Below are 21,313 nucleotides of genomic sequence, written 5' to 3'. Positions count from 1 at the left end.
TTACGTCGTCGGGTGGGACATCGCCCGCAGGTAGCGGGTCAGCAGGGCCGCGTCGACCGCCGGGAGGGCGGCGTCCGGGCCGAGCAGCCGGGTGGTGGTGGCGCAGTCGTGGACCGGTTCGCGGAAGTCGTCGGCGCCTTCGTGGGCGAGCGGCGCGTATTCCTGGACGACCAGGGCGAGTCCGGCGTCGTCGGGGTGCCGGTCGGCGAGGTCCCGGACCGCGGTGTGCCACTGGGCCGGCGGGACGAGCCGGGCGGGGTGCCCGGCCGCCGGGAGGGCCTCGGCGAGGAGCCGCAGCGGGGTCTTGCCCGCCGGGGCGTAGTGGAAGGTCTCGCCGAGGGCGTCGGGGCGCAGGGCCAGGGCGGTGACGGCGCCCGCGAGCCGGTCGACGGGCACGAGGTCGGTGGCGAGGGCGGTGTCGGGGACGAGGCCGGTGAGGGCGCAGGCCCGCATGAGGTGGCAGGCGACGTCCTCGCTCTGCCACAGGCCGGTGCGGCTGTCGCCGGCGATGCGGCCTGGCCGGTGCACGGCGACGGGCAGGCCGCGCCGCGCGGCTTCGCGGGCGAGCTGCTCACCGGCCCACTTGGACTGGCTGTAGCCGTTGTCGTCGTACGGCGGTATCGGCGGCAGGTCGCTCTCGTGGAGGGTGTCTCCCCCTCGGGCGCGGCCGAACACGGCCCGGCTGGAGATCAGGTGCACGGGGGTGGCGCGCTCGGCGCAGGCCAGACGGAGGATCTCGCGGGTGCCGTCGACGTTGGCCGCGCGCAGGTCGCGGTAGGGCAGGGCGTAGTTGACGACGGCGCCGCCGTGCAGGACGAGGTCGACGCGGGCCGCCAGGACGCGGAACTGCTCGTCGGTGAGCCCGAGCCGGGGTGCGGCGAGGTCTCCGCACACGGGCCTGACGCGGCCCGTCCAGGCGGGGTTCCACAGGTGGAGCCGGGTGAGGTGGTCCACGATCCGGCGCCCGGCCGTCTCGGAGTCGCTCGCGCGGACGAGGCAGTGGAGGGTGGCCGTGGTGTCGGTAAGGAGCCGGGCGAGGACGAAGGCGCCGAGGAAGCCGGTGCCGCCGGTGAGGAGGATGTCGCGGGGCGGCCGGACGTCGGGGCCGGGCGGGGCGGGGCGGATGTCGTCGTCCAGGGTGACGTCGGCCTCGGGGCTCACCTCCTCGGCGGGCGCGTGTCCTCGGGCGTCGAGCACGGCGGCCAGGGCGGCGGCGGTCGGATGGTCGAACAGGGCGCGGACGCCGGGCGCCGAGGGCCACTCCCGTGCGATGCGGTCGTGCAGCCGCGCCGCGAGCAGGGAGTGGCCGCCGAGGGCGAAGAAGTCGTCGTGGACGCCGACGTGTTCGGTGCCGAGGGCCTCGGCGAAGAGGGCCACCAGGCGCCGTTCGGTGGGGGTGGAGGGGGGCGCGTCGTCGCGGGTGTGGTGCGCGGGGCCGCCGGGTGCGGGCAGGGCGGCGCGGTCGACCTTGCGGTTCGCGGTGAGCGGCAGCCGGTCCAGGACGACGGCCGCCGCGGGCACCATGTAGGTGGGCAGCAGGTCGGCGGCGGCCCGCAGGGCTTCCCGTCCGTCGTCGCCGAGGGCACCGGGCGTGGCCGGTACGAGGTGCGCGACGAGCCGCAGGTCGCCGGGCGCCGCCTCGTACGGGGTGACGACGGCCTGGGCGACGTGGGGCAGGCCCGCGAGGACGGCCTCGATCTCGCCGAGTTCGACGCGGTGGCCGCGCAGCTTGATCTGGGTGTCGTCGCGGCCGACGAACTCCAGGTCGCCGTCGGCGCGGTGCCGGACGATGTCGCCCGTGCGGTACCAGCGGTGGCCGTCGCGGGTGACGAAGCGCCGGCGTGTCTGCTCCTCGTCGGCGTGGTAGCCGCGCGCCACCTGGGGTCCGGCGAGCCAGAGTTCGCCGGGCACGCCGACGGGTGCGCGCTGTCCGGCGGGGTCGGTGATCCTCAGGCGCGTGCCGGGCAGGGGGCGGCCGAGCGGCAGCCGGGTCTCGGTGCCGGTGACGCGGTGGGCGGTCGCCCAGACCGTGGCCTCCGTGGGGCCGTACATGTGCCACACGGTCGCCCCGCCGTTCACCAGGCGGCGGGCCAGGTCCACGGGGACGCGCTCGCCGCCGCACACGGCGGTGAAGCGGGCGGGCGGCCGCCACCCTGCGTCGAGCAGCAGCTGCCAGGTGGTGGGCGTGGCCTGCATGACGGTCACCCCGGCGTCCCTGAGACGTCGCGCGAAGGCGGCTCCGTCGCGGGCCTCGTCGGGCGGGACGACCTCGATCGCGGCGCCGGTGACGAGCGGCAGGAACAGGTCGGGCACGGACAGGTCGAAGGCGGGCGTGGTGGGTGCCGCCATCCGGTCGTCCGGGCCGGTCCAGCCGAGCCCGGTGAGGCCGTCGAGCAGCCGGGCGAGGGAGCCGTGGGTGATCTCGACGCCCTTGGGCCGGCCGGTGGAGCCGGAGGTGTGGATGACGTAGGCCAGGTCGTCCGGGCCCGCCGCCGGGCCGGGGTCGGTGTGCGGCTCGTCCGCGAGGTCGTCGGCGTCGAGCGGGACGACGGGCGGGGCGCCGTCCGGTACGCGTCCGGCGGCGTCGGCGGTGGTGACGAGCAGGTCGGCCGCGCAGGACGCGAGCAGGGTCCGGACGCGTTCGGCCGGGTGCGCCGGGTCGAGGGGTACGTAGGCGGCTCCGGACTTGAGGATGCCGAGCAGGCCGACGAAGAGGTGCGCGGACCGTTCGGCGGCGAGGACGACGCGGCTGCCCGGTCCGGCGCCGAGGCCGCGCAGGCGGTGGGCGAGCCGGTTGGCGCGGGCGTTCAACTCGCCGTAGGTGAGGGCGTGTTCACCGCAGCGGACCGCGAGGCGGTCGGGGGTGCGGGCGGCGTGGTCCTCGAAGAGCTGAGGTACGCACCGGGTGGCCGGTGCGGCGGGCGCGCCGGTGTCCCAGCGGTCGAGCGCACGCTCCTCGTCCGCCGACAGCAGGGGCAGCTCGGCGAGCGGGGCGTCGGGGCGGGCGACGGCGGCCGTGGCGAGGGTGAGGAAGCGGTGCAGCAGCCGCTCGGCGGTGACGTCGTCGAACAGGTCGGCGTTGTACTCCAGTTGCAGGCGGTCGTCCGCGCCGTCGGCTCCCGGCTGCACGATCAGCGTCAGGTCGAACTTGGCGCCGCCGCCCGGCATGTCGACGGTTTCCGCTGTCACGCCCGGCAGGCGCAGCGCGGGCGCCGGGAGCGGCATGAGGATGAACAGCACCTGGAACAGCGGGCTGCGCGACGGGTCCCGGTCGGGGCGCAGTTCCTCCACGAGCCGCTCGAACGGCACGTCGGCGTGGTCGTAGGCGTCGAGGCAGGTGTCGCGCAGGCGGCGCAGCAGGGTCCGGAAGGCGGGTTCGCCGGAGGCGTCGCAGCGCAGTACGAGGGTGTTGGCGAAGTAGCCGAGGACGCCGTCGAGTTGATGGTGGCCGCGGCCGGAGTCGGGGGTGCCGATGGCGAAGTCGGGGCGGCCGGACAGGCGGTGCAGCAGGGTGCCGAGGACGGTGAGCAGGGCCATGAACGGCGTGGCGTCCTCCTCGGCGGCCAGCCGGCCGAGGGCGTCGGCGAGTTCGCGCGGCAGGACGGCCGAGCGGGTGGCGCCCCGGTAGGTCTGCCGGGTCGGCCGCTGCCGGTCGGTGGGCAGGTCGAGCGGCGGCACCCCGGCGAGCCGGCCGGTCCAGTGGGCGACCTGTTCGGCCAGGTGGGGTCCGGTCAGGCGGTTCTCCTGCCAGGCGGCGTAGTCGCCGTACTGCACGGGTGGCGCGGGCAGTTCGGGGGTGGTGCCGTCGGCGAGGGCGGCGTAGGCCGTGGCGAGTTCGCGGACCATGATCTCGGTGGAGAGCCGGTCGGACACCGCGTGGTGGGTGACGACGGCGAGGACGTGTTCCTCGTCGGACAGGCGCACCAGGGTGATGCGGGCCAGCGGGGCGCGGTCGAGCGGCAGCGGGCGTTCCGCCTCCTCGGCGAGCAGGTCGTGCAGGCGGTCCTCGCGCCGGTCGGCGGGCACCCGGGCGAGGTCGACGTGGCGCAGGGGCAGCGCCGCCCGTCGCGCGACGCGCTGCACCGGGGCTCCGTCGACGGTCACGATGCCGGTGCGCAGGGCCTCGTGCCGCGCGACGAGGAGGTCGACGGCGCCCTGGAGTGCCGCCACGTCGAGCCGGCCGCGCAGCCGCAGCGCGCCCCGCATGAGGTAGGCGCCGGCGCTGTGGGGTGCGAGGCGGTCCAGGAACCACACGCGGCGCTGCTGGGCGGAGGCGGGGAGGTGGCTGTGGGGGCCGGGGGCCCGTTCCAGGACGGGGATGGGTGCCTGGCGCTCCCCGTCGTGGCCACCGCCGTCGCCCTCGCGCGCACTGTCGCCGTCGCCGTCGGCCAGGAGGCCGGCCTGGGCGGCGACGGTGGGCCGTTCGAACACGGACCGGACGGTGAAGGGACCGCCGGTCGTCGCGCGCAGTGCCGTGACGAGGCGGGTGGCGAGCAGGGAGTGCCCGCCGAGGGCGAAGAAGTCGTCGTGGACGCCGACCCGGTCGAGGCCCAGGAGGTCGGCCCAGACGGCGGCGACGGCGCGCTCCCGGCCGTCGCGCGGGGCGACGTGGTCGGCGCGGCCGGTGCGCTGCCGTCCGTCGGGGGCGGGGAGTTTGGCGCGGTCGACCTTGTTGCGGTTGAGGGTGAGCGGGAGTTCGTCGAGGACCACGAGGGCGCCCGGCACCATGTGGGCGGGCAGGCGGGTGCGGGCGAGCGCGTCCAGTTCCGCGAGGAGCGTCTCGGGCGGGCGGGGGCGGTCCGGGACGATGTATCCCACCAGGCGGGGGTCGCCCGGGGTGTCCTCCCGTACGGTCACCACGGCGTCGCGGACGTCCGTGTGGTCGCGCAGCAGTGACTCGATCTCGCCGAGCTCGATGCGGAAGCCGCGGAGTTTCACCTGGAAGTCGGTGCGGCCGAGGAACTCCAGTGTCCCGTCGGGGGTGTGGCGCACCAGGTCGCCGGTCCGGTAGAGGCGGCGGGCGGGGTCGCGCGGGTCGGGCACGAAGCGCTGCCCGGTGAGGTCGGGCCGGTGCAGGTAGCCGTCCGCGAGGCCGTCGCCGCCGATGTACAGCTCGCCGGGCACGCCGATCGGGGTGCGGCGCAGAGCCCGGTCGAGGACGAGGAGGTCGGTGTTGGCCACGGGGTGGCCGAGCGGCAGCGGGTCGTCCTCGGGGCGGACGCGGTGGACGGTGGACCAGACGGTGGTCTCGGTCGGGCCGTACAGGTGCCAGACGGTGGCGCCCGCGGCGGTGAGCCGGTGGGCCAGGTCGGCGGGCACCTTCTCGGCTCCGGCGAGCGCGGTGAATCCGGCGGGCGGTGTCCAGCCGACCTCCTGGAGCAGGCGCCAGGTGGTGGGCGTGCCCTGGAGGTAGGTGACGCCCGCCGTCCGCAGCCGCCGGCCGAGCCGTTCGCCGTCCAGTACGTCGGCGAGCGGGACTGTTTCGATGCGGGCGCCGCACAGCAGGGGCAGGTAGAGGTCGAGGACGGGCATGTCGCAGGAGACGGTGTTGGCCGCGGCCACGACGTCGTCCGCGCGCATGCCGGGTTCGTCGCGCATGCTGAGCAGGAAGTTGACCACGGGCCGGTGCGGGAGGGCGACGCCCTTGGGGCGGCCGGTGGACCCCGAGGTGTAGATGACGTACGCCAGGTCGTCGGGGCCGGGGCCGTCGGGCAGCGGGTCGGCCGGGTGGCGGGCGATGCCGGGCCAGTCGGTGTCCAGGCGCAGCACGCGGGCCCCGGTGCCGGGGAGTTCGGCGGCGAGGTGGCTCTGGGTCAGGACGAGGGCGGCGCCGGAGTCCTCCAGCAGGTAACGCAGCCGGTCCGGCGGGAAGTTGATCTCCATGGGGACGTAGGCGGCGCCGGCCCGCAGGACGCCCAGCAGGGCCACCATGAGGTCGGGGCAGCGTTCCATGAACAGCGCCACGAAGGTGCCGGGGCCCGCCCCCTCGGCGCGCAGGGCGCGGGCCAGCCGGTTGGCGCGGGCGTCGAGGTCGGCGTAGGTCAGCGTCCGTTCGCCGTCGGAGACGGCCGTCCGGCCGGCGTGCGCCGTGAAGGCGGGGACGAGCAGGCCGGGCAGGGACACCGCCGGGATGTCCCGTGCGGGGCCGGTGCCCCACCGCAGGAGCGTGGCGTGTTCGTCGTCGGGCAGGACGTCGATGGTGCCGATGTGCCGGTCGTCGGCGCACATGCGGTCCAGGGCGGTGGCGTACTGGCGCAGCATGCGCTCGACGGTGGCGGGGCGGAACAGGTCGGTGCGGTACTCGGCGACGATCCGCTGCCCGCCGTCGTGCGGGTAGGCGGTGAAGGTGAGTTCGTACTTGGCCGACTCCGCGACGGGCGGCAGGGGGTCGGCGCGGACGCCGGGCAGGGTCAGGCCGGGGGCGCCCAGGTGCACGGCGATGAACATGGCCTGGAACAGCGGGCTGCGGGCGAGGTCGCGGTCGGGCCGCAGTTCCTCGACGAGCTTCTCGAAGGGCACGTCGGCGTGCGCGTAGGCCTCCAGGCAGGTCTCGCGGACGCGGGCCAGCAGCTCGGCGACGGTGGGGTCGCCGCCGAGGTCGGCGCGCAGCACGAGGTTGTTGGTGAGGTAGCCGACGAGGTTCTCCAGCTCCGGCCGGGTCCGGCTGTCGATCGGGGAGCCGACGGCGAAGTCGTCCTGGCCGCTCCAGCGCGACAGCAGCAGCGCGTAGCCGGCGAGGAGCACCATGAACAGCGTGGCGTCGTGCCGTTCGGCGAGCGCCGTGAGCCTGCGCGTCAGGTCGGGCGGCAGGTCGAGGGTGGCGGTGGCGCCGGTGTAGCGGGGGGCGGCGGGCCGGGGGGCGTCGGTGGGCAGGTCGAGGACGGGCAGCCCGTCGAGCCGTTCGCGCCAGTGCCGGATCTGCCGGGCCGGTTCGGGGCCGGCCAGCCACGTCCGCTGCCAGTCGGCGTAGTCGCCGTACTGGACGGGCAGTTCGGGCAGTCGGGGCTCGTCGCCGTCGTGCAGGGCGGTGCAGGCGGCGGCGAGTTCGCGGGTGAGGACGTCGACGGTGAGGCGGTCGGACACCGAGTGGTGGACGACCAGTTGCAGGACGTGCTCCTCGGGGGCGAGGCGGAGCAGGACGATCCGGGCGAGGGGCGGTGCCGCGAGGTCGAAGGGCGTCTCGGCCCGCTCCCGCAGGACACGCGGCGCGTCGTCGGGCCGGTCGGTGAGGTCGACGAGTTCGAACAGCGGGGCGGGCTCGGGGTGGACGACCTGCACGGGTTCGTCACCGACCACGGTGAACGAGGTGCGCAGCGTCTCGTGGCGGCGGGCGAGCAGTTCGGTGGCCGTGCGCAGCGCGTCGGCGTCGAGGGGGCCGTGCAGTCGCTGCGCGCCGTGCATGACGTACGCGGAGGCGCTGCCGGGGTCGAGTTGGTGCAGGAACCACACGCGGCGCTGCTGGAACGACGCGGGCAGCAGGCAGGCCCCGGTGTGCGGGCCGGACCGCTCGGGGTCGCGGGGCAGGGCGGGGACGGCCGCGTCGGCGGCGGTGGTCTCGTCGGGCGCGGGGAGTACGGCGGCCAGGTCGGCGAGGACGGGGTGCCGGAACACGGTGCGCACGGGCAGGTCGATGCCGAGCCGGGCGCGCAGCCGGGCGGCGACACGGGAGGCGAGCAGGGAGTGGCCGCCGAGGGCGAAGAAGTCGTCGTGGACGCCGGCCTTGTCGATGCCGAGGACGTCGCACCAGACCTGCGCGACCTCCCGCTCGGCGTGGGTGCGCGGGGCCTCGAAGGAGGGGTGCGCGAGGGCCCCGGAGTCGGGGGCGGGCAGCGCGGCGCGGTCCACCTTGCGGCTGGCGGTGAGCGGCAGCGCGTCGAGGACGGTGAACGTGGCGGGCAGCATGGGGGCGGGCAGCGCGTCGGCCGCGTGGGCGCGCACCGCGGCCACGGCGTCCTCTTCCGCGTCGTCGCGCAGGACGAGGTAGGCAGCGAGCCGCGGGTCGCCGGGGTGGTCCTCGCGTACGTGGGCGACGGCCTCGCGCACGGCGGGGTGTGCGGCCAGCACGGACTCGATCTCGCCGAGTTCGATGCGGAAGCCGCGCAGCTTGACCTGGAAGTCGCCGCGGCCGAGGAACTCCAGGCGTCCGTCGGCCCGGTACCTGGCGAGGTCGCCGGTGCGGTACCAGCGGCCGCCCCGGCGCTCGACGAAGCGTTCGGCGGTCAGTTCCGGGTTGTCGAGGTAGCCGTCGGCCAGTCCGGCGCCGCCGATCCACAGTTCGCCGACGGCGCCGAGCGGGCGGGGTGCCCCGTCGGGACCGGCGACGCGTACGACGGTGTTGGCGAGGGGACGACCGAGGGGAACCGGGTCCGCGTCGCCCCGGACGCGGTGCGCGGTGGACCACACGGTGGTCTCGCTGGGCCCGTACATGTTCCACACGGCGGCGCCGGTCGCGGCCAGGTCCGCCGCGAGGCCGGGCGGCATGGTCTCGCCGCCGCACAGGGCGGTGAACGCGCCCGGCCCCGGCTGCCAGCCGGCGTCCAGCAACAGCCGGAAGGTGGTGGGCGTGGCCTGCAGGGCGGTGGCCCGGCAGTCGCGCAGCCGGGCGGCGAGGCGTTCCCCGTCGGCCGCCTCGTCGGCCGGGACGATCTCCACGCGGGCGCCGGTCACCAGGGGCAGGAACAGTTCGAGTGCGGCGATGTCGAACGACACGGTGGTGACGGCGGCCAGGACGTCGCCGTCGCGCAGGCCGGGCTCGCGGGCCGTGGCGTGCAGGAGGTTGCTCAGGGCGCGGTGCGGGACGACGACGCCCTTGGGGCGGCCGGTGGAGCCGGAGGTGTAGACGACGTAGGCGGGGTCGCCGGGCCGGGGGAAGTCCGGGAGCCGGGCGGGCGGGGGCGGGTCGGCGGGGGCGTCGAGCAGGACGGGCGGGATGCCGTCGGCCGGAAGACCGGCATGGAGGTGACGGGTCGTCAGCAGGGCGCGCGGCGCGGCGTCGTCGAGGACGAGGCGGAGGCGGGTCGCCGGGTGGGCCGGGTCGAGCGGGACGTAGGCGGCGCCCGCCCTGAGGACGCCGAGGAGGACGGCGACGAGTTCGGGGCCGCGGGGCAGGGCGACGGCGACCCGGGAGCCGGGGGTGACGCCGGCGGCGACGAGCCGGGCGGCGATCTCGTCGGCGCGGGCGCGGAGCCGGGCGTAGGTCAGGGTCAGGGGCCCGCAGGTGACGGCGACGCGGTCGGGGTGGTCCGCCGCCCGGGCGGCGACCTCCTCGGGCAGGGTCGCGTCGGGCACGGGGCGCACGGGACCGGACCCCCACTCGTTGAGCAGGCGTTCCTCTTCCGGTGCGGCGAGCGGCAGTTCGGACAGCCGCTGGTCGGGTCGGCGGACGGCGGCGGCGAGCAGGCGCCGGTAGTGGTCCAGCAGGCGTTCGGCGGTGGACCGGTCGAACAGGTCGGTGTCGTACTCCAGCACGGCCCGCATGCCGTCGCCCTGCGGGACGAGGGCGAAGAACAGGTCGAACTTGGCGGAGCCGGTGTCGGTGCGCAGCATGTCCAGGCGGGGCAGGGCGGGGTCGTCGGTGGCGGGCATGGGGACGTTGCCGAAGACGAACATGACCTGGAACAGCGGGCTGCGCGACAGGTCGCGGCTCGGCGCGAGGTGTTCCACGAGCCGCTCGAAGGGCACGCCGGCGTGCGCGTAGGCGTCCAGGCACGTGCCGCGGACGCGCTCCAGGAGACGGGTGAAGGTGGGGTCGCCGGTCAGGTCGGTGCGCAGCACCAGGTTGTTGACGAAGAACCCGACGAGGTCCTGGACCTCCGGCCGGTCGCGTCCGGCGACGGGTGTGCCGATCGGGATGTCGTCCTGGCCGCTCCAGCGGTGCAGGACGGCGCCGAACGCGGCCAGGGCGGTCATGAAGGGGGTGGCGCCGTGCGCCCGGCTCAGCTCGCCCAGGTCGCGCACCACGTCGGGGGGCAGGTCGCCGGTGAGGGTGGCGCCGCGGTGGGCCCGTACGGCGGGCCGGGGCCGGTCGGTGGGCAGGTCCAGGACGGGCAGCTCCCACAAGCGGCGTGCCCAGTGGTCGAGTTCGGCGCGCTCCCGGGCGTCCCCGGCGCGCTCGCGCTGCCAGGCGGCGAAGTCGCCGTACTGGACGGGCAGTTCGGGCAGCTCCGGCTGTGCGCCGCCGACGAGGGCGCGGTAGCAGGTGAGGAGGTCGCGCAGGAAGACGCTGCCGGACCACTGGTCGTAGACGGCGTGGTGGAAGGCGATCACGAAGGCGTGGTCGTCGGGGCCGAGGGCGACGAGGGCGACGCGGAACAGCGGGGCGCGGTCCAGGGGGAACGGGCCGAGCACGCGGTCACGCAGGGTCGCGTCGAGGTCCTCGGGCCGGCCGGTGAGGTCGATCCGGGTGAGGGGCACGGTCAGCTCGGGCAGGACGGCCTGCACCGGTTCGCCGTCGGCCTCGACGAGCGCGGTGCGCAGGGTCTCGTGGCGTTCCACGAGGAGGTTCACGGCGCGGTGGAGGGCGGTCGCGTCGAGCGGGCCGCGCATGCGGACGGCCACGTGCTCCACGTGCGCGGCGGCGCCCGCGGGTTCCAGCTGTTCCAGCAGCCAGAGCCGGTGCTGCCCGGACGAGCAGGGCATCAGATACGCGTCGTCGGGGGTGGTGGCGGTGGCGGGCAGTTCCTGGGTCATGCCGCGCCACCTCCCGCCGCGGTGTTCCGGGTGACGCGGGCGCGGCGCGTGATGGGGGCGTCCGCGGCGGGGGCCGGCGGTTCGTCGGCCGGTGCGGCGGGGCCGGCGGCGGCCAGGTCGGCCGCCATGGCCGCCACGGTGGGACGGTCGAAGACGAGCCGGACGGGGACCTCGACGCCGAGGGCGGCCGACGCGCCGAAGGCGACACGGGTGGCGAGCAGGGAGTGACCGCCCAGGGCGAAGAAGTCGTCGTGCACGCCGACCCGTTCGACGCCCAGCACCTCGGCCCACACCCGTACGAGGGCCTCCTCGCGTTCGTCGCGGGGCGCGACGTAGGCGGCGGCGAGGTCGGGGCGCTCCCCGCCGGGCGCGGGCAGCGCGGCGCGGTCGATCTTGCCGTTGACGGTGAGCGGCAGGGCGTCGAGGCGGACGACGGCGGAGGGGACCATGTGCTCGGGCAGCCGGGCGCGGACGCTCTCCCGCAGCCGCTCGGCCGGGTCGGCCCCGTCGCCGGTGACGACGTAGGCGACGAGCCGCCGGTCGCCGGGGGTGTCCTCGCGGGCGACGACGACCGCGTCGCGCACGGCGTCGTCGTCGCGCAGCACGGTCTCGATCTCGCCGGGCTCGATGCGGTAGCCGCGGACCTTGACCTGCTGGTCGGCGCGGCCGAGGAATTCGAGGTCGCCGTTCTCGAGGTAGCGGGCCAGGTCGCCGGAGCGGTAGAGGCGGGCGTCGGGGTCGTCGGAGAACGGGTCGGGCAGGAAGCGTTCGGCGGTCGGCTCCGGGAGGTTCTGGTATCCCCGGGCGACGGCGGGTCCGCCCACGTACATCTCGCCGCCCACCCCGATGGGCGCCGGCCTGCCGTACCGGTCGAGGACGTGCACGGCCACGTCGGGCAGCGGCCTGCCGATGTTGTTGGGGATGCCGCCGGTGAGGTCGGCGTCGGTGACGCGGTGGAAGGTGCAGTGCACGGTGACCTCGGTGATGCCGTACATGTTGATCAGCTGTGGGCTGTCGGTGCCGAACCGCTCCGCCCACGGCGTGAGCGCGGGCGCGTCCAGTGGTTCGCCGGCGAAGACGACGTAGCGCAGCGGCGGCTGTTCCTCGTCCCGTGCGTTCAGGGCCACCGCCATGTAGGCGCGGAAGGCGGACGGTGTCTGGCTGAACACCGTGACGCCGTGCTCGCGCAGCAGGGCGTGCAGGGCCTCGGGCGAGCGCGCGTCCTCGCGCGGCACGACGGCGAGGGTCGCGCCGTTGTGGAACGCGCCCCACGTCTCGAACACCGACACGTCGAAGGCGTAGGAGTGGAACATGCTCCACACGTCGTCGGGCCGGAAGTCGAAGCGCGTGCCCGCCCCGGCGACGAGCCGGGCCACGTTGCGATGCGTGACGACGACGCCCTTGGGGCGGCCCGTGGATCCGGAGGTGTAGATGAGGTACGCCGGTGCGTCCGGGTCGGCCCGCGGTGCGGGCGGTTCGTCGCCGAGCGCGTCGAGGGCGGCGGCGTCCGCGTCGAGGTCGACGCGGGGTCCGTCGAAGCCGGGCACGCGGTCGCGGCCGGGGGCGTGCGTGACGAGGGCGCAGGCGCCGGCGTCGCGCAGGGTGTAGGTGAGGCGTTCGGCGGGGTGGGTCAGGTCGAGGGGGACGTACGCGGCACCGGACTTGAGGACTCCGAGGACGGCGACGAGCATGTCCGTGGACCGCTCCACGGCCAGGCCGACGGTGCGGCCGGGGCCGGCGCCGAGGCCGGCGAGGTGCCGGGCCAGGCGGTTGGCGCGGCGGTCGAGTTCGCCGTAGGTCAGCCGGTCCGTGCCGCACACGACCGCCGTCTTCTCGGGGTGTTCGCGGGCCCGCTCGGCGAACATGCCGTGCAGGGTGTCCGTCACCGGGACCGGTTCGGTGGCGGTGAACGCGGCCAGTCGGGCCCGCTCGGCTTCGGGCAGCACCGGGATGTCCGCCAGGCGGCGGTCCGGATTGTCGATGATCGCCGTGAGGGCGGTGTAGAAGTGGTCGACGAGCCGCTGCGCGGCGTTGTCCGGGAAGCGGGTCCGGTCGTAGACGAGGCGCGGGACGGGCAGCCGCTCGCCCGGCATGATGATCATGGTGATGGGGAAGTGTGGGCGCCCGTCGTAGGTGGACTCGCCGATCTCCACCTTGTGCAGGGTCATGTCCGGCACGGGCACGTTCTCGTAGGCCAGGTCCATGTCGAACAGCGGGACGCTGCCGGGCAGTCCGCCGAGGCGGCGCAGTTCGGGCAGGGCGATGTCGGCGTTCTCCCGGGCCTCCGCCATGTCCTGCTGGAGGGTGCGCAGCCACTCGACGAGGTTCGCGTCGGGGTCGACGTGGGCGCGCACCGGCATGGTGGCGAGCATCGGGCCCATGATCTGCTCGGCACCGGGGAGCCCGGCCGGGCGCTGGGTGCCGGTGGACCCGGCGATCACGTCGTCGCGGTCCAGGTAGCGGCTGAGCAGCAGCATCCAGGCGCCCTGCGCGATCGTGTTCACGGTCAGTCCGTGCTCGCGGGCCACCTCGCCGAGGCGGGGCACCAGGGCGACGAGGTCGCGGTCGGGCAGCATGCCGTGGCTGGGCTCGCCGGGGCCGGGCGGCCTGCGGTCGATGCTGCCCAGTTCGAGGGGCCGCTCCGGCGGCTCGAACCCGGCGAGGTGGCGGGTCCAGAACTTCTCCGCCTGCTCGGTGCTGCGCTTCTTCCACCAGGCGACGTAGCCGTGGTAGGGGCGGGGGCGCTCCAGGACGGGCTCGCGGCCCTGGGCGAACGCGTTGTAGAGCTGCGTCAGTTCGTAGAAGCACAGGCCGAACGACCAGCCGTCCAGGAGGAGGTGGGAGAAGCTCCAGAAGAACTTCCACGTGTCGTCGGCGGTCCGCAGCAGGGCGAGGCGCATCAGCGGAGGCTTGTCGAAGGCGAAGCCGCGCATGCGGTCGTCCAGCGCGAACCGCTCGTAGCGGGCGTCCTGTTCCTCGGCCGAGGCGTCCCGCCAGTCCAGTTCGGGCATGTCGAGCGGCACGGCGCGGTGCACGACCTGGAGTGCCTTGCCGACGCCCTCCCAGTGGAAGCTGGTGCGCAGCACGGGGTGGCGGTCGACGATCGTCTGCCAGGAGCGCCGGAATGCGGCCACGTCGAGTTCGCCGCGCAGGGTGAGGGTGATCTGCTCCAGGTACACGCCGGCGCCCGGAGTGAACAGGTTGTGGAAGAGGAGTCCCTCCTGGACGGAGGAGAGTTCGTACACGTCCTCGATGCCGTCGAGCCTCATCGGTTCACCTCGCGGTCGCTGCCGTCGTTCGGGGAGGGGGCTGTGCCGTCCGGGTCCGTCCCGTCGTCCAGGGCGGCGGCCAGCGCGGCGAGTGCCGCCTGGTCGAGGTCGGCGAGCGGGAAGTCGCTGGGGCTGACCGCGCCGCTGCCGGCCTGCGCGCAGTGGTCGGCGATGGTGCGCAGGGCCTCGGCGGTGCGCCCGGCCAGGTCCTCGGCCAGGGCGCGGGCCGCCTCGCCGCGGCAGGCCCAGTCGAGGTGCCAGCGGCCGTCGAGGCGGTAGGTCGTGACGACCAGCGGATGGCCCGGTGCCGTGCCGGGGTCCCACACGGGGGGCGCCACGGGGCCGTCGGGGGTGAAGGGGTGTCCGGCGCGGGGCAGTTCGGCCAGGTCGTCGAGGTCGCGCAGGAGCAGGAACGGGGCGGTGCGGCCGGTGGTGAGCGTCTCGTCGCGCACGGCCGCCCGCAGGCGTTCCTTGGCGGCCGTCAGCAGGGCCTTCGTCTTGCCGGGGGCGTGCCGTTCGAGCGCCACCGACAGGATGCGGGAGAACGCGCCGACGCTTGAACCGACGTCCAGTTCGGCCAGGTTGAGCGCGCGGGCGTCGTCCTCGACGGCGAAGCGCAGGCTGTGCCGTCCGGTGGCCTCGAACGCGGCGCCGGCGAGGGCGGCGAAGGCGACTTCGCGCCCGGTGAGCCGGTACGCCGCGGCGGCGCTGTCCAGCAGCCGCTCGGCCTCGGCACGGTCCAGCACGGTGGCGAATCGGTGCACCGGCTCCGCGACGGCCGCCGCGGCGAGCGGGGAGGCGTCGCTCGTGGCGGACTCGTCCACGGTGAACGCGGCGGCGGCCCTGGCCCACTTGGGGAACGGGCGGGTCGGCGGGAGCAGGTCGGCGGGCCGGCCGTCCCGCAGCAGCTCGGCGGCGGCGGAGAAGTCGCTCAGCAGCAACTGGACGCTGCGCAGGTCGGTGACCAGGGCGTGGGAGAGCCAGACGAGCCGGCGGTCGTCCGGGCCGAGGTCGAACAGGGCCGCCTTGACGGTGACGCCGGCGAGCGGATCCAGTTCCTCCCGCATGTCGTCGGCCATCTGCTCCATGGCCGGGGCGCGCCGCTCGGCGGGCAGGGCGGACAGGTCGATGAGCGGGACGTACGTCGCCGGGTCGGCGGTGTCGTCGGCCCGGCCGGCCCGGTCGGCCCGGTTGGACTCGATCTGGTGCGGGCCCTGCGGGCCCCGGGCGAACCGGATGCGCAGTCCGGGGTGCCGGCGCCGCAGCAGTTCGAGGAGTTCCTCGGCCCGCTCGGGTGCGAAGCCGGGGTCCACCGCGATGGTGAACCGGTGGGCTGCCGTGGGTGTTTCCGGCGCCGCCAGGTCGAACAGGTGCCGCTGGTACGGCGTGAGCGGCAGCGTCTCGTCGTCGGTGGCTTCCGCCCCGGCGGTCCGCTCGTCCACTACGGCGGCCAGCTCGGCGATGGTGCGGTGCCGGAAGAGGTCGGCGGCCGTGATGTCCATGCCCTGGGCCCCGGCCCGCGACACGAGTTGGACACCCATGATGGAGTCGCCGCCGAGCGTGAAGAAGTCGGCGTGCGGGTCGATGCCGTCGACGCCGATGATCTCGGCGGCCAGTGCGGCCAGTGCGGCGGCGGTGGGGCCGAGCGCGGCGACGCGAGCGGCCGGCGGGGCCGGGGCGGTGTCGGTGGGGTCGGGGAGGGCGGCGCGGTCGACCTTGCCGTTGACGGACAGCGGGATCTCGTCGATGACCTTCAGGACCGGGGGCACCATGTAGGCGGGCAGATGCCGCGCGGCATGCTCCCGCACCCGCTCCAGCAGCCCCGCCTCGCCGCCGGGTTGTTCGGCCACGACGTAACCGACCAGACGCCGGTGATGCCGCGCGCCCGGAGCGGCAGCCACAGCCGCGCGCACCCCCTCGCACCCGGCCAGCACCGCCTCGATCTCACCGAGTTCGATCCGGAACCCGCCGACCTTGACCTGGAAGTCCTCCCGGCCCAGGAACTCGATGTCCCCCGACGGCAGCCACCGCCCCACGTCCCCCGTCCGGTACAACCGCTCCCCCGACACCGGATGCGTCACAAAAGACGCGGCAGTACGCTCCGGATCCCGCCAGTACCCCTCGGCGAGACCCGCACCGGCGATGAACAACTCCCCCGGCACCCACACCGGACACTCCCGCCACTGCCCGTCCAGCACATGGAAACGCTGGTTGCGCAGAGGCCTGCCGTACGGAATCGAGTCCCACCCCGGATCCACCTCCCCCACCGGATGGGCGATCGACCAGATACCCGCCTCCGTCGCCCCGCCCAGGCTCACCACCTGAGCGCCCGGAGCCACCGCACGCACCCGGTCCGGCAGATCCACCGGAACCCAGTCCCCCGACAACAGCACGAGCCGCAGCGGGAGTTGGGTCGCGTGTTCCACGATCATGCCGAGCAGAGCCGGTACCGAGTTCCACACGGTGACCCCGTGCTCGGTCACGAGGTCCTGCCAGTGCCCCGGGTCGCGTCCCGTGCCGGCGCGCGGCAGGACCAGCGTCCCACCCGCCCCCAGCACCCCGAACACGTCGAACACCGACAGGTCGAAACTCAACGACGACAGACCCAGCACCACATCGGACGCCCCCACCCCGAACCGCTCACAGACATCCACACACGTGTTCAACGCCGCCCGGTGCGAGACCGCCACACCCTTCGGCACACCCGTCGAACCCGACGTATAGATCACGTATGCCAAGTCGCCGGGGCCGGCCGCGGTGGTGGGGACCGGCGCGTCGACCAGCGGCCCGCCGATGTCCACGAGTTCCTCGGTGGTGCCGCGCGGCCACTGCGCCGGAGCCTCGCGGCCGGAGGTGAGCACGACGCGGCAGCCGGAACGTTCCACGAGGGAGTGCCGCCGCTCGGCGGGGAGTTCGGGGTCGAGCGGCAGGTAGGCGCCCCCGGCCATCAGCACGCCGAGCACCGCGACGATCTGCTCACGGCCCTTGCCGATGGACACCGCCACGAGTTCGCCCGGCGTCAGCCCTTAGGGTGACGGAGGTGAAGTCGCCGATGACGCGGTCGACGTCGGGCCGGATCCGGTGGCGGTTGAAGGTGGGGAGGTTGAGGGTGAAGCGCCGGTTGCGGGACCAGCGGCCCAGCACGGTGGCGTAGGCGGCGAGCAGGACGGCGGCGGGGGTGAGGCCGTAGGTGGCGGCGCGGCGGCGCAGTTCGGCCCAGGTGCCGGCGTCGAGCCGGTGCTCCAGGCGCCGGAAGCGGTGGCCGGCGCGCGGTTCGAGGGCCGCGGTCAGGGGCAGTTCGGGGCCGGGGGGCAGGGTGTCGAGGCGCTCGTGCCAGTAGGCCCGCGCGGCCTCCCGGACCGGGCCGTCGTCGTGCCGGGTGGCGAGGACGTAGTCGCGGAAGGTCAGGTCCAGTGGGGGCAGTTCGTCGTCGCGGCCCTCGTAGAGGCACTGCCATTCGCGGAAGAACAGCCGCAGGCTCCACACGTCGAAGACGAGCAGGTCGAGTCCCACGTGCACGCGGCAGCGGTCCGCGTCCAGGAGGCTCACCCTGATGTCCATGAGGGGCGCGGTGTCGGTGGGCAGGACGTCGTGGGACATCTCCTCCCGTACGGCGTCCAGGTGCCGGCGGAGTTCGTCGGCCGTCCTGTCCCGCACGTCGTACTGGGTGAGGTGACCGCCGGCCACCATCTCGGGCGGCAGGACGCGTTGGGTGCCGTCGGCGGCGAACACCGCGCGCAGCATGTCGTGCCGGGTCACGAGACGGTCCAGGGCGTCGCCGAGACGGGTGGTGTCGAGTCCCTCGGCGTCGAACTCCGCGTAGAAGTGGGTGGCGACGCCGCCGAGCGGGAACTCGGGGTCGCGGCCCGCCAGATAGGCCTGCTGGAGGTCGGTCAGGGGGAAGGGCTGGTAGCGGTCCCCGGGCGCGGACGCGACCGTCGGGGCGGGGGGCGCGGGCGGTGCGCCGGTGTGGTGCGGGAGCCGTTCCAGCAGGGCGCCCGCGAGGTCGTGCGGGGTGCTGCCGGCCAGCAGGGTCATCGGCAGGAGGACGCCCAGTTCGCGGTGGAGCCGTGCGCGCAGGTCCATGGTGCGCAGGGAGTCCATGCCGAGGTGCAGCAGGTTCCGTTCGGCGTCCGTGGCGTCCAGGGGCCGGCTGAGCATGTCGCCGAGGAGCAGGACCAGTTGGTCCACGAGCACCTCGTGGCGTGTGGCGTCGGTGGCCGCGCGGAGGGTGTCGGAGAGGGGCGGGCGGGAGGCGTCGCCGGGTGTGCCGGGCGGGGTGGTGGCCGGTGCGGTGGCGGTGCCGGCCCGTGCCAGGACGGAGAGTTCGCCGCTTCGGTGGGCGGTGCGGCAGGCGGCGCGGCGCACCTTTCCGCTGGCGGTCTTCGGGATGCGGTGGGCCGGGACGAGGACGAGGTCGTGGACCTCGACGTCGTGGGCGGCGGTGACGGCCCGCGCCAGGTCGCGCGCGAGGGCGGTGAGGTCGCCGACGGCGTCGGCGGTGGCGTCGTCGATGCCCTGCACGACCACGAGGCGTTCCTGTTCCTCCTCCTCGACGGAGAAGGCCGCGGCGGGCAGTCCGGTGAGCCGGGGTTCGGCCTGGCGGCAGGACTGCTCGATGTCCTGCGGGTGGAGGTTGCGGCCCCGGACGATGACGAGTTCCTTCAGGCGCCCGCAGACGACGAGTTCGCCCTCGTGGAGGAAGCCGAGGTCGCCGGTGCGCAGGTAGCGGCGTCCGCCGTCGGTGAGCATGCCGTGGAAGGTGGCGGCGGTCTCCTCGGTGCGGCGCCAGTAGCCGTCCATGACGACCGGTCCGGTGATCCACAGTTCGCCCACCGTTCCCGCGGGGCAGGGGCGGCGGGTGTCCGGGTCGACGATGAGCAGCTCGGCGCCGGGGCCCGGGGAGCCGCAGCCCACCAGCGTCTGTGTGCGGGGGGTGTCGTCGCGGGCGGGTTCGACGCTGCCCCGTTCCAGGGCGGCCGCGTCGGCGTCGATGCGGACCGGGGGCCGGCTGCCGCGGTGGCCGGTGACGATCAGCATCGTCTCGGTCAGGCCGTAGGCGGGGAACCAGGCCCCGGTGCGGAAGCCGTACGGGGCGAAGGCGTCGGTGAAGCCGGCGAGGGTGCGCGGCCTGATCCGTTCGGCGCCGATCAGCGCGGTCTTCCAGTGGGACAGGTCCAGCCCGGCGCAGCGCTCCTCGTCGGCCGCGGCGGCGCAGCGTTCGTAGCCGAAGGGGGCGCCGCCGCTGAGGACGGGGGCGTCGGCGGCCGTGATGGCGCGCAGCCAGCGGATCGGGTCGTCGACGAAGTCGCCGGGCTGGATGAGGGTGGCGCATCCGCCGACGTAGGCGGCGAGCAGCGCGCTGCCGAAGCCGAGCGCGTGGTGTGCGGGGAGCCAGTTGACGACGTGGCCGCCGTCGGGCAGCGCGGTGCGTTCGCGTTGCAGTTCGAGGGTGGCCCTCAGCCGCTCGTGCGGGACCACGACGCCCTTGGGACTGGACGTGGATCCGGACGTGTACAGCAGCAGCGCCGGCTGGGAGGCCCGCGGGGCGCAGGGCCCGGGCGGCGGCGGGGCGGAGTCCGGGAGGTCGTCGACGCAGCGCCAGGCCAGGGGGGCCACGGCGCGCCGCTGCCACAGGGAGCGGCAGCGGTCCATGACCGGCCGGGTGGTGACGACGGCGGAGACCTCCGCGTCGTGGGCGATGTCCGCGAGCCGCAGCGCCCGTTCCGGGTCGGTGCCGGCGGGCGGCGGGACGGGTACGGCGGCGGCGCCGAGGTGCCAGGCGGCGAGGCAGGCGGCGAAGAGGTCGGGGCCGCCGTCGAGCAGCACCAGCACCCGGTCGCCGGGCTCGACGCGGTCGGCGAGGGCGGCGGCGAGGGCGTACGAGCGGGCCATGAGCGCGCCGCGGCTCACGCCGACGGTCAGGTCCGGGGCGTGCGGTTCGTCCGACGGCCGGACCACGCGCAGCACCTCGCGGTCGGGGTCCCGCTCGCACAGGGAGCGCAGCACGTCGGCGGGCAGCGGCGCGTTCCTGGCCGAACGCCCTGGCACGGTCTGGGTCATGGCGGCTCCCCTCGCAGCGGTGCGCGCCGGGTCGCCCGCGGCGCGCCGTACCGGGGGTTCACGGTGGCATCGGCGGCGGGCGCGCCCCAGGGTCGTCCGATCCGCCCGACCGGGGCGGTGGGGGCCCCGCCCGACGGGTGCGCCGGACGAGGTGCCCGATCGGGCCCGGCCGCCGCCCCGGCCGAGCGAGTCCGGTCAACTACGCCTCCAGGATGGCCAGTTGAGGTCCGTGCCGAGTGCGGGCGGTGAGGTACGGTCGACGTCTGCGAGGGGGGTGACCGGGGTGCACTCAGGACACCAGGGGGTGCGTACGCGGCTGTGGAGGGACATGAGCCGGTTCAGCCGCAGCGAGCGGCGCGTCGCGCGGTTGCTGCTGGAGGATCCGGCGATCGCCACGGAGACCGTGTCGTTGCTCGCGCGGCGGGCCGGGGTGAGCGCGCCGACGGTGGTCCGCTTCGCCCGTCGGTGCGGTTTCGCCGGGTACACGGCGCTGCGTGAGGCGCTGCGGGCTGAGGTGTCGGCGAACGCCGGGACGGGCGGCGGCACGGGGCGGGCGGGGCCGGCCGTGTCGCGCGGGGTGCGGGCCGCGCCGGCGCCGTACGCCGGTATGGACCGTGCGGCGGCGCTGCTGACGGAGAGCACGCGGGAGACCCTGGCGGCGTTGCCGTCCGCGGAGCTGGACGCGGCGGTGCGGCTGCTCGGCCGGGGCGGGCACCGGGTGTTCCTCGACGGAGGGCGGTTCACCGGGATCGCGGCCCGCTGTCTGGCGCTGCGCCTGATGCGGCTGCGGGAGGGGGTGCGCATGATGCCCGAGCATCCGGTGTCCCTGACGTCGCTCGCCCGGGACCTGCGGCGCACGGACGTCCTGGTCCTGTTCGACCACCGGCCCTACGAGGAGCGCACCGCGCGCCTCGCCCAGCGGGCGAAGGCGTCGGGGGCCCGGATCGTGCTGTTCACCGATCCGTGGTTCTCGCCGGTCACGGAGGTCGCCGACGTGGTGCTGACGGCGGCGGTGCGGTCGCCGGTTCCGCGGACGAGTCTGGTGCCGACACTGGCACTCATCGAGACGCTTGTGACAGTTCTGGCCGATTCCGGCGACCGCCACCCCTCGGACTGAAAGCAACCAAGTAGTACAAGACGCCCTCTCGCAAGGCCACTTGTAACGCGCTCGACAATCGAGGTTTACCCGTTCTCGTGGGATTTCCAGGTGCGACGCGATCGATCCCGTGTTTCATCTTCCCGGAAAACCGGCTTGGTTGTAACGTCCGCGTCATGGTTGCGCGGAACGCTGA

Annotated in this window: 5 protein-coding genes; 1 reads left to right on the top strand and 4 read right to left on the bottom strand. The window is 75.1% G+C overall.

What is annotated here, in order from left to right; translation table 11 throughout:
• The 4 genes from ACZ7D7_RS10055 to ACZ7D7_RS10040 are packed head-to-tail and all read right to left on the bottom strand — an operon-like array spanning position 1 to position 20,021.
• Positions 1-10,689 carry a non-ribosomal peptide synthetase gene (locus ACZ7D7_RS10055; protein ID WP_470823516.1) on the bottom strand — a complete coding sequence of 3,563 codons (10,689 nt, stop codon included), beginning with the start codon at positions 10,687-10,689 and terminating at the stop codon, positions 1-3.
• Entirely contained in the window at positions 10,686-13,958 is a 3,273-nt protein-coding gene (locus tag ACZ7D7_RS10050) for a non-ribosomal peptide synthetase (RefSeq protein WP_470823515.1), read from the bottom strand. Before ACZ7D7_RS10050 ends, ACZ7D7_RS10055 begins: the two co-directional genes overlap by 4 nt.
• On the bottom strand, positions 13,955-16,963 hold the full coding sequence (locus ACZ7D7_RS10045) for an amino acid adenylation domain-containing protein (protein ID WP_470823514.1): 3,009 nt from the start codon (positions 16,961-16,963) through the stop codon (positions 13,955-13,957). Before ACZ7D7_RS10045 ends, ACZ7D7_RS10050 begins: the two co-directional genes overlap by 4 nt.
• The gene (locus ACZ7D7_RS10040) at positions 16,935-20,021 is read right to left on the bottom strand and encodes an AMP-binding protein (protein ID WP_470823513.1); all 3,087 of its coding nucleotides are present in this window, start codon (positions 20,019-20,021) and stop codon (positions 16,935-16,937) included. The genes ACZ7D7_RS10045 and ACZ7D7_RS10040 overlap by 29 nt, the downstream gene beginning before the upstream one ends.
• Between ACZ7D7_RS10040 and ACZ7D7_RS10035 the strand changes: the two genes are divergently transcribed.
• Positions 20,020-21,138 (top strand): MurR/RpiR family transcriptional regulator, encoded by a 1,119-nt coding sequence (locus ACZ7D7_RS10035; protein WP_470823512.1) that lies wholly within the window; start codon positions 20,020-20,022, stop codon positions 21,136-21,138. The two genes, ACZ7D7_RS10040 and ACZ7D7_RS10035, sit on opposite strands and share 2 nt — an antisense overlap.
• Positions 21,139-21,313: the final 175 nt, after the last annotated feature.

Source organism: Streptomyces sp. NPDC037054 (assembly GCF_055606745.1).
The sequence above is the reverse complement of the archived record's forward strand: the minus strand, read 5'-3'. Positions and strand labels throughout refer to the sequence as shown.

Excerpts from the sequence above, each read along its gene's own strand:
- ACZ7D7_RS10055 (WP_470823516.1), bottom strand. The coding sequence starts at position 10,689 with ATGACCCAGGAACTGCCCGCCACCGCCACCACCCCCGACGACGCGTAT.
- ACZ7D7_RS10050 (WP_470823515.1), bottom strand. The coding sequence starts at position 13,958 with ATGAGGCTCGACGGCATCGAGGACGTGTACGAACTCTCCTCCGTCCAG.
- ACZ7D7_RS10035 (WP_470823512.1), top strand. The coding sequence starts at position 20,020 with ATGGCGGCTCCCCTCGCAGCGGTGCGCGCCGGGTCGCCCGCGGCGCGC.
- ACZ7D7_RS10040 (WP_470823513.1), bottom strand. The coding sequence starts at position 20,021 with ATGACCCAGACCGTGCCAGGGCGTTCGGCCAGGAACGCGCCGCTGCCC.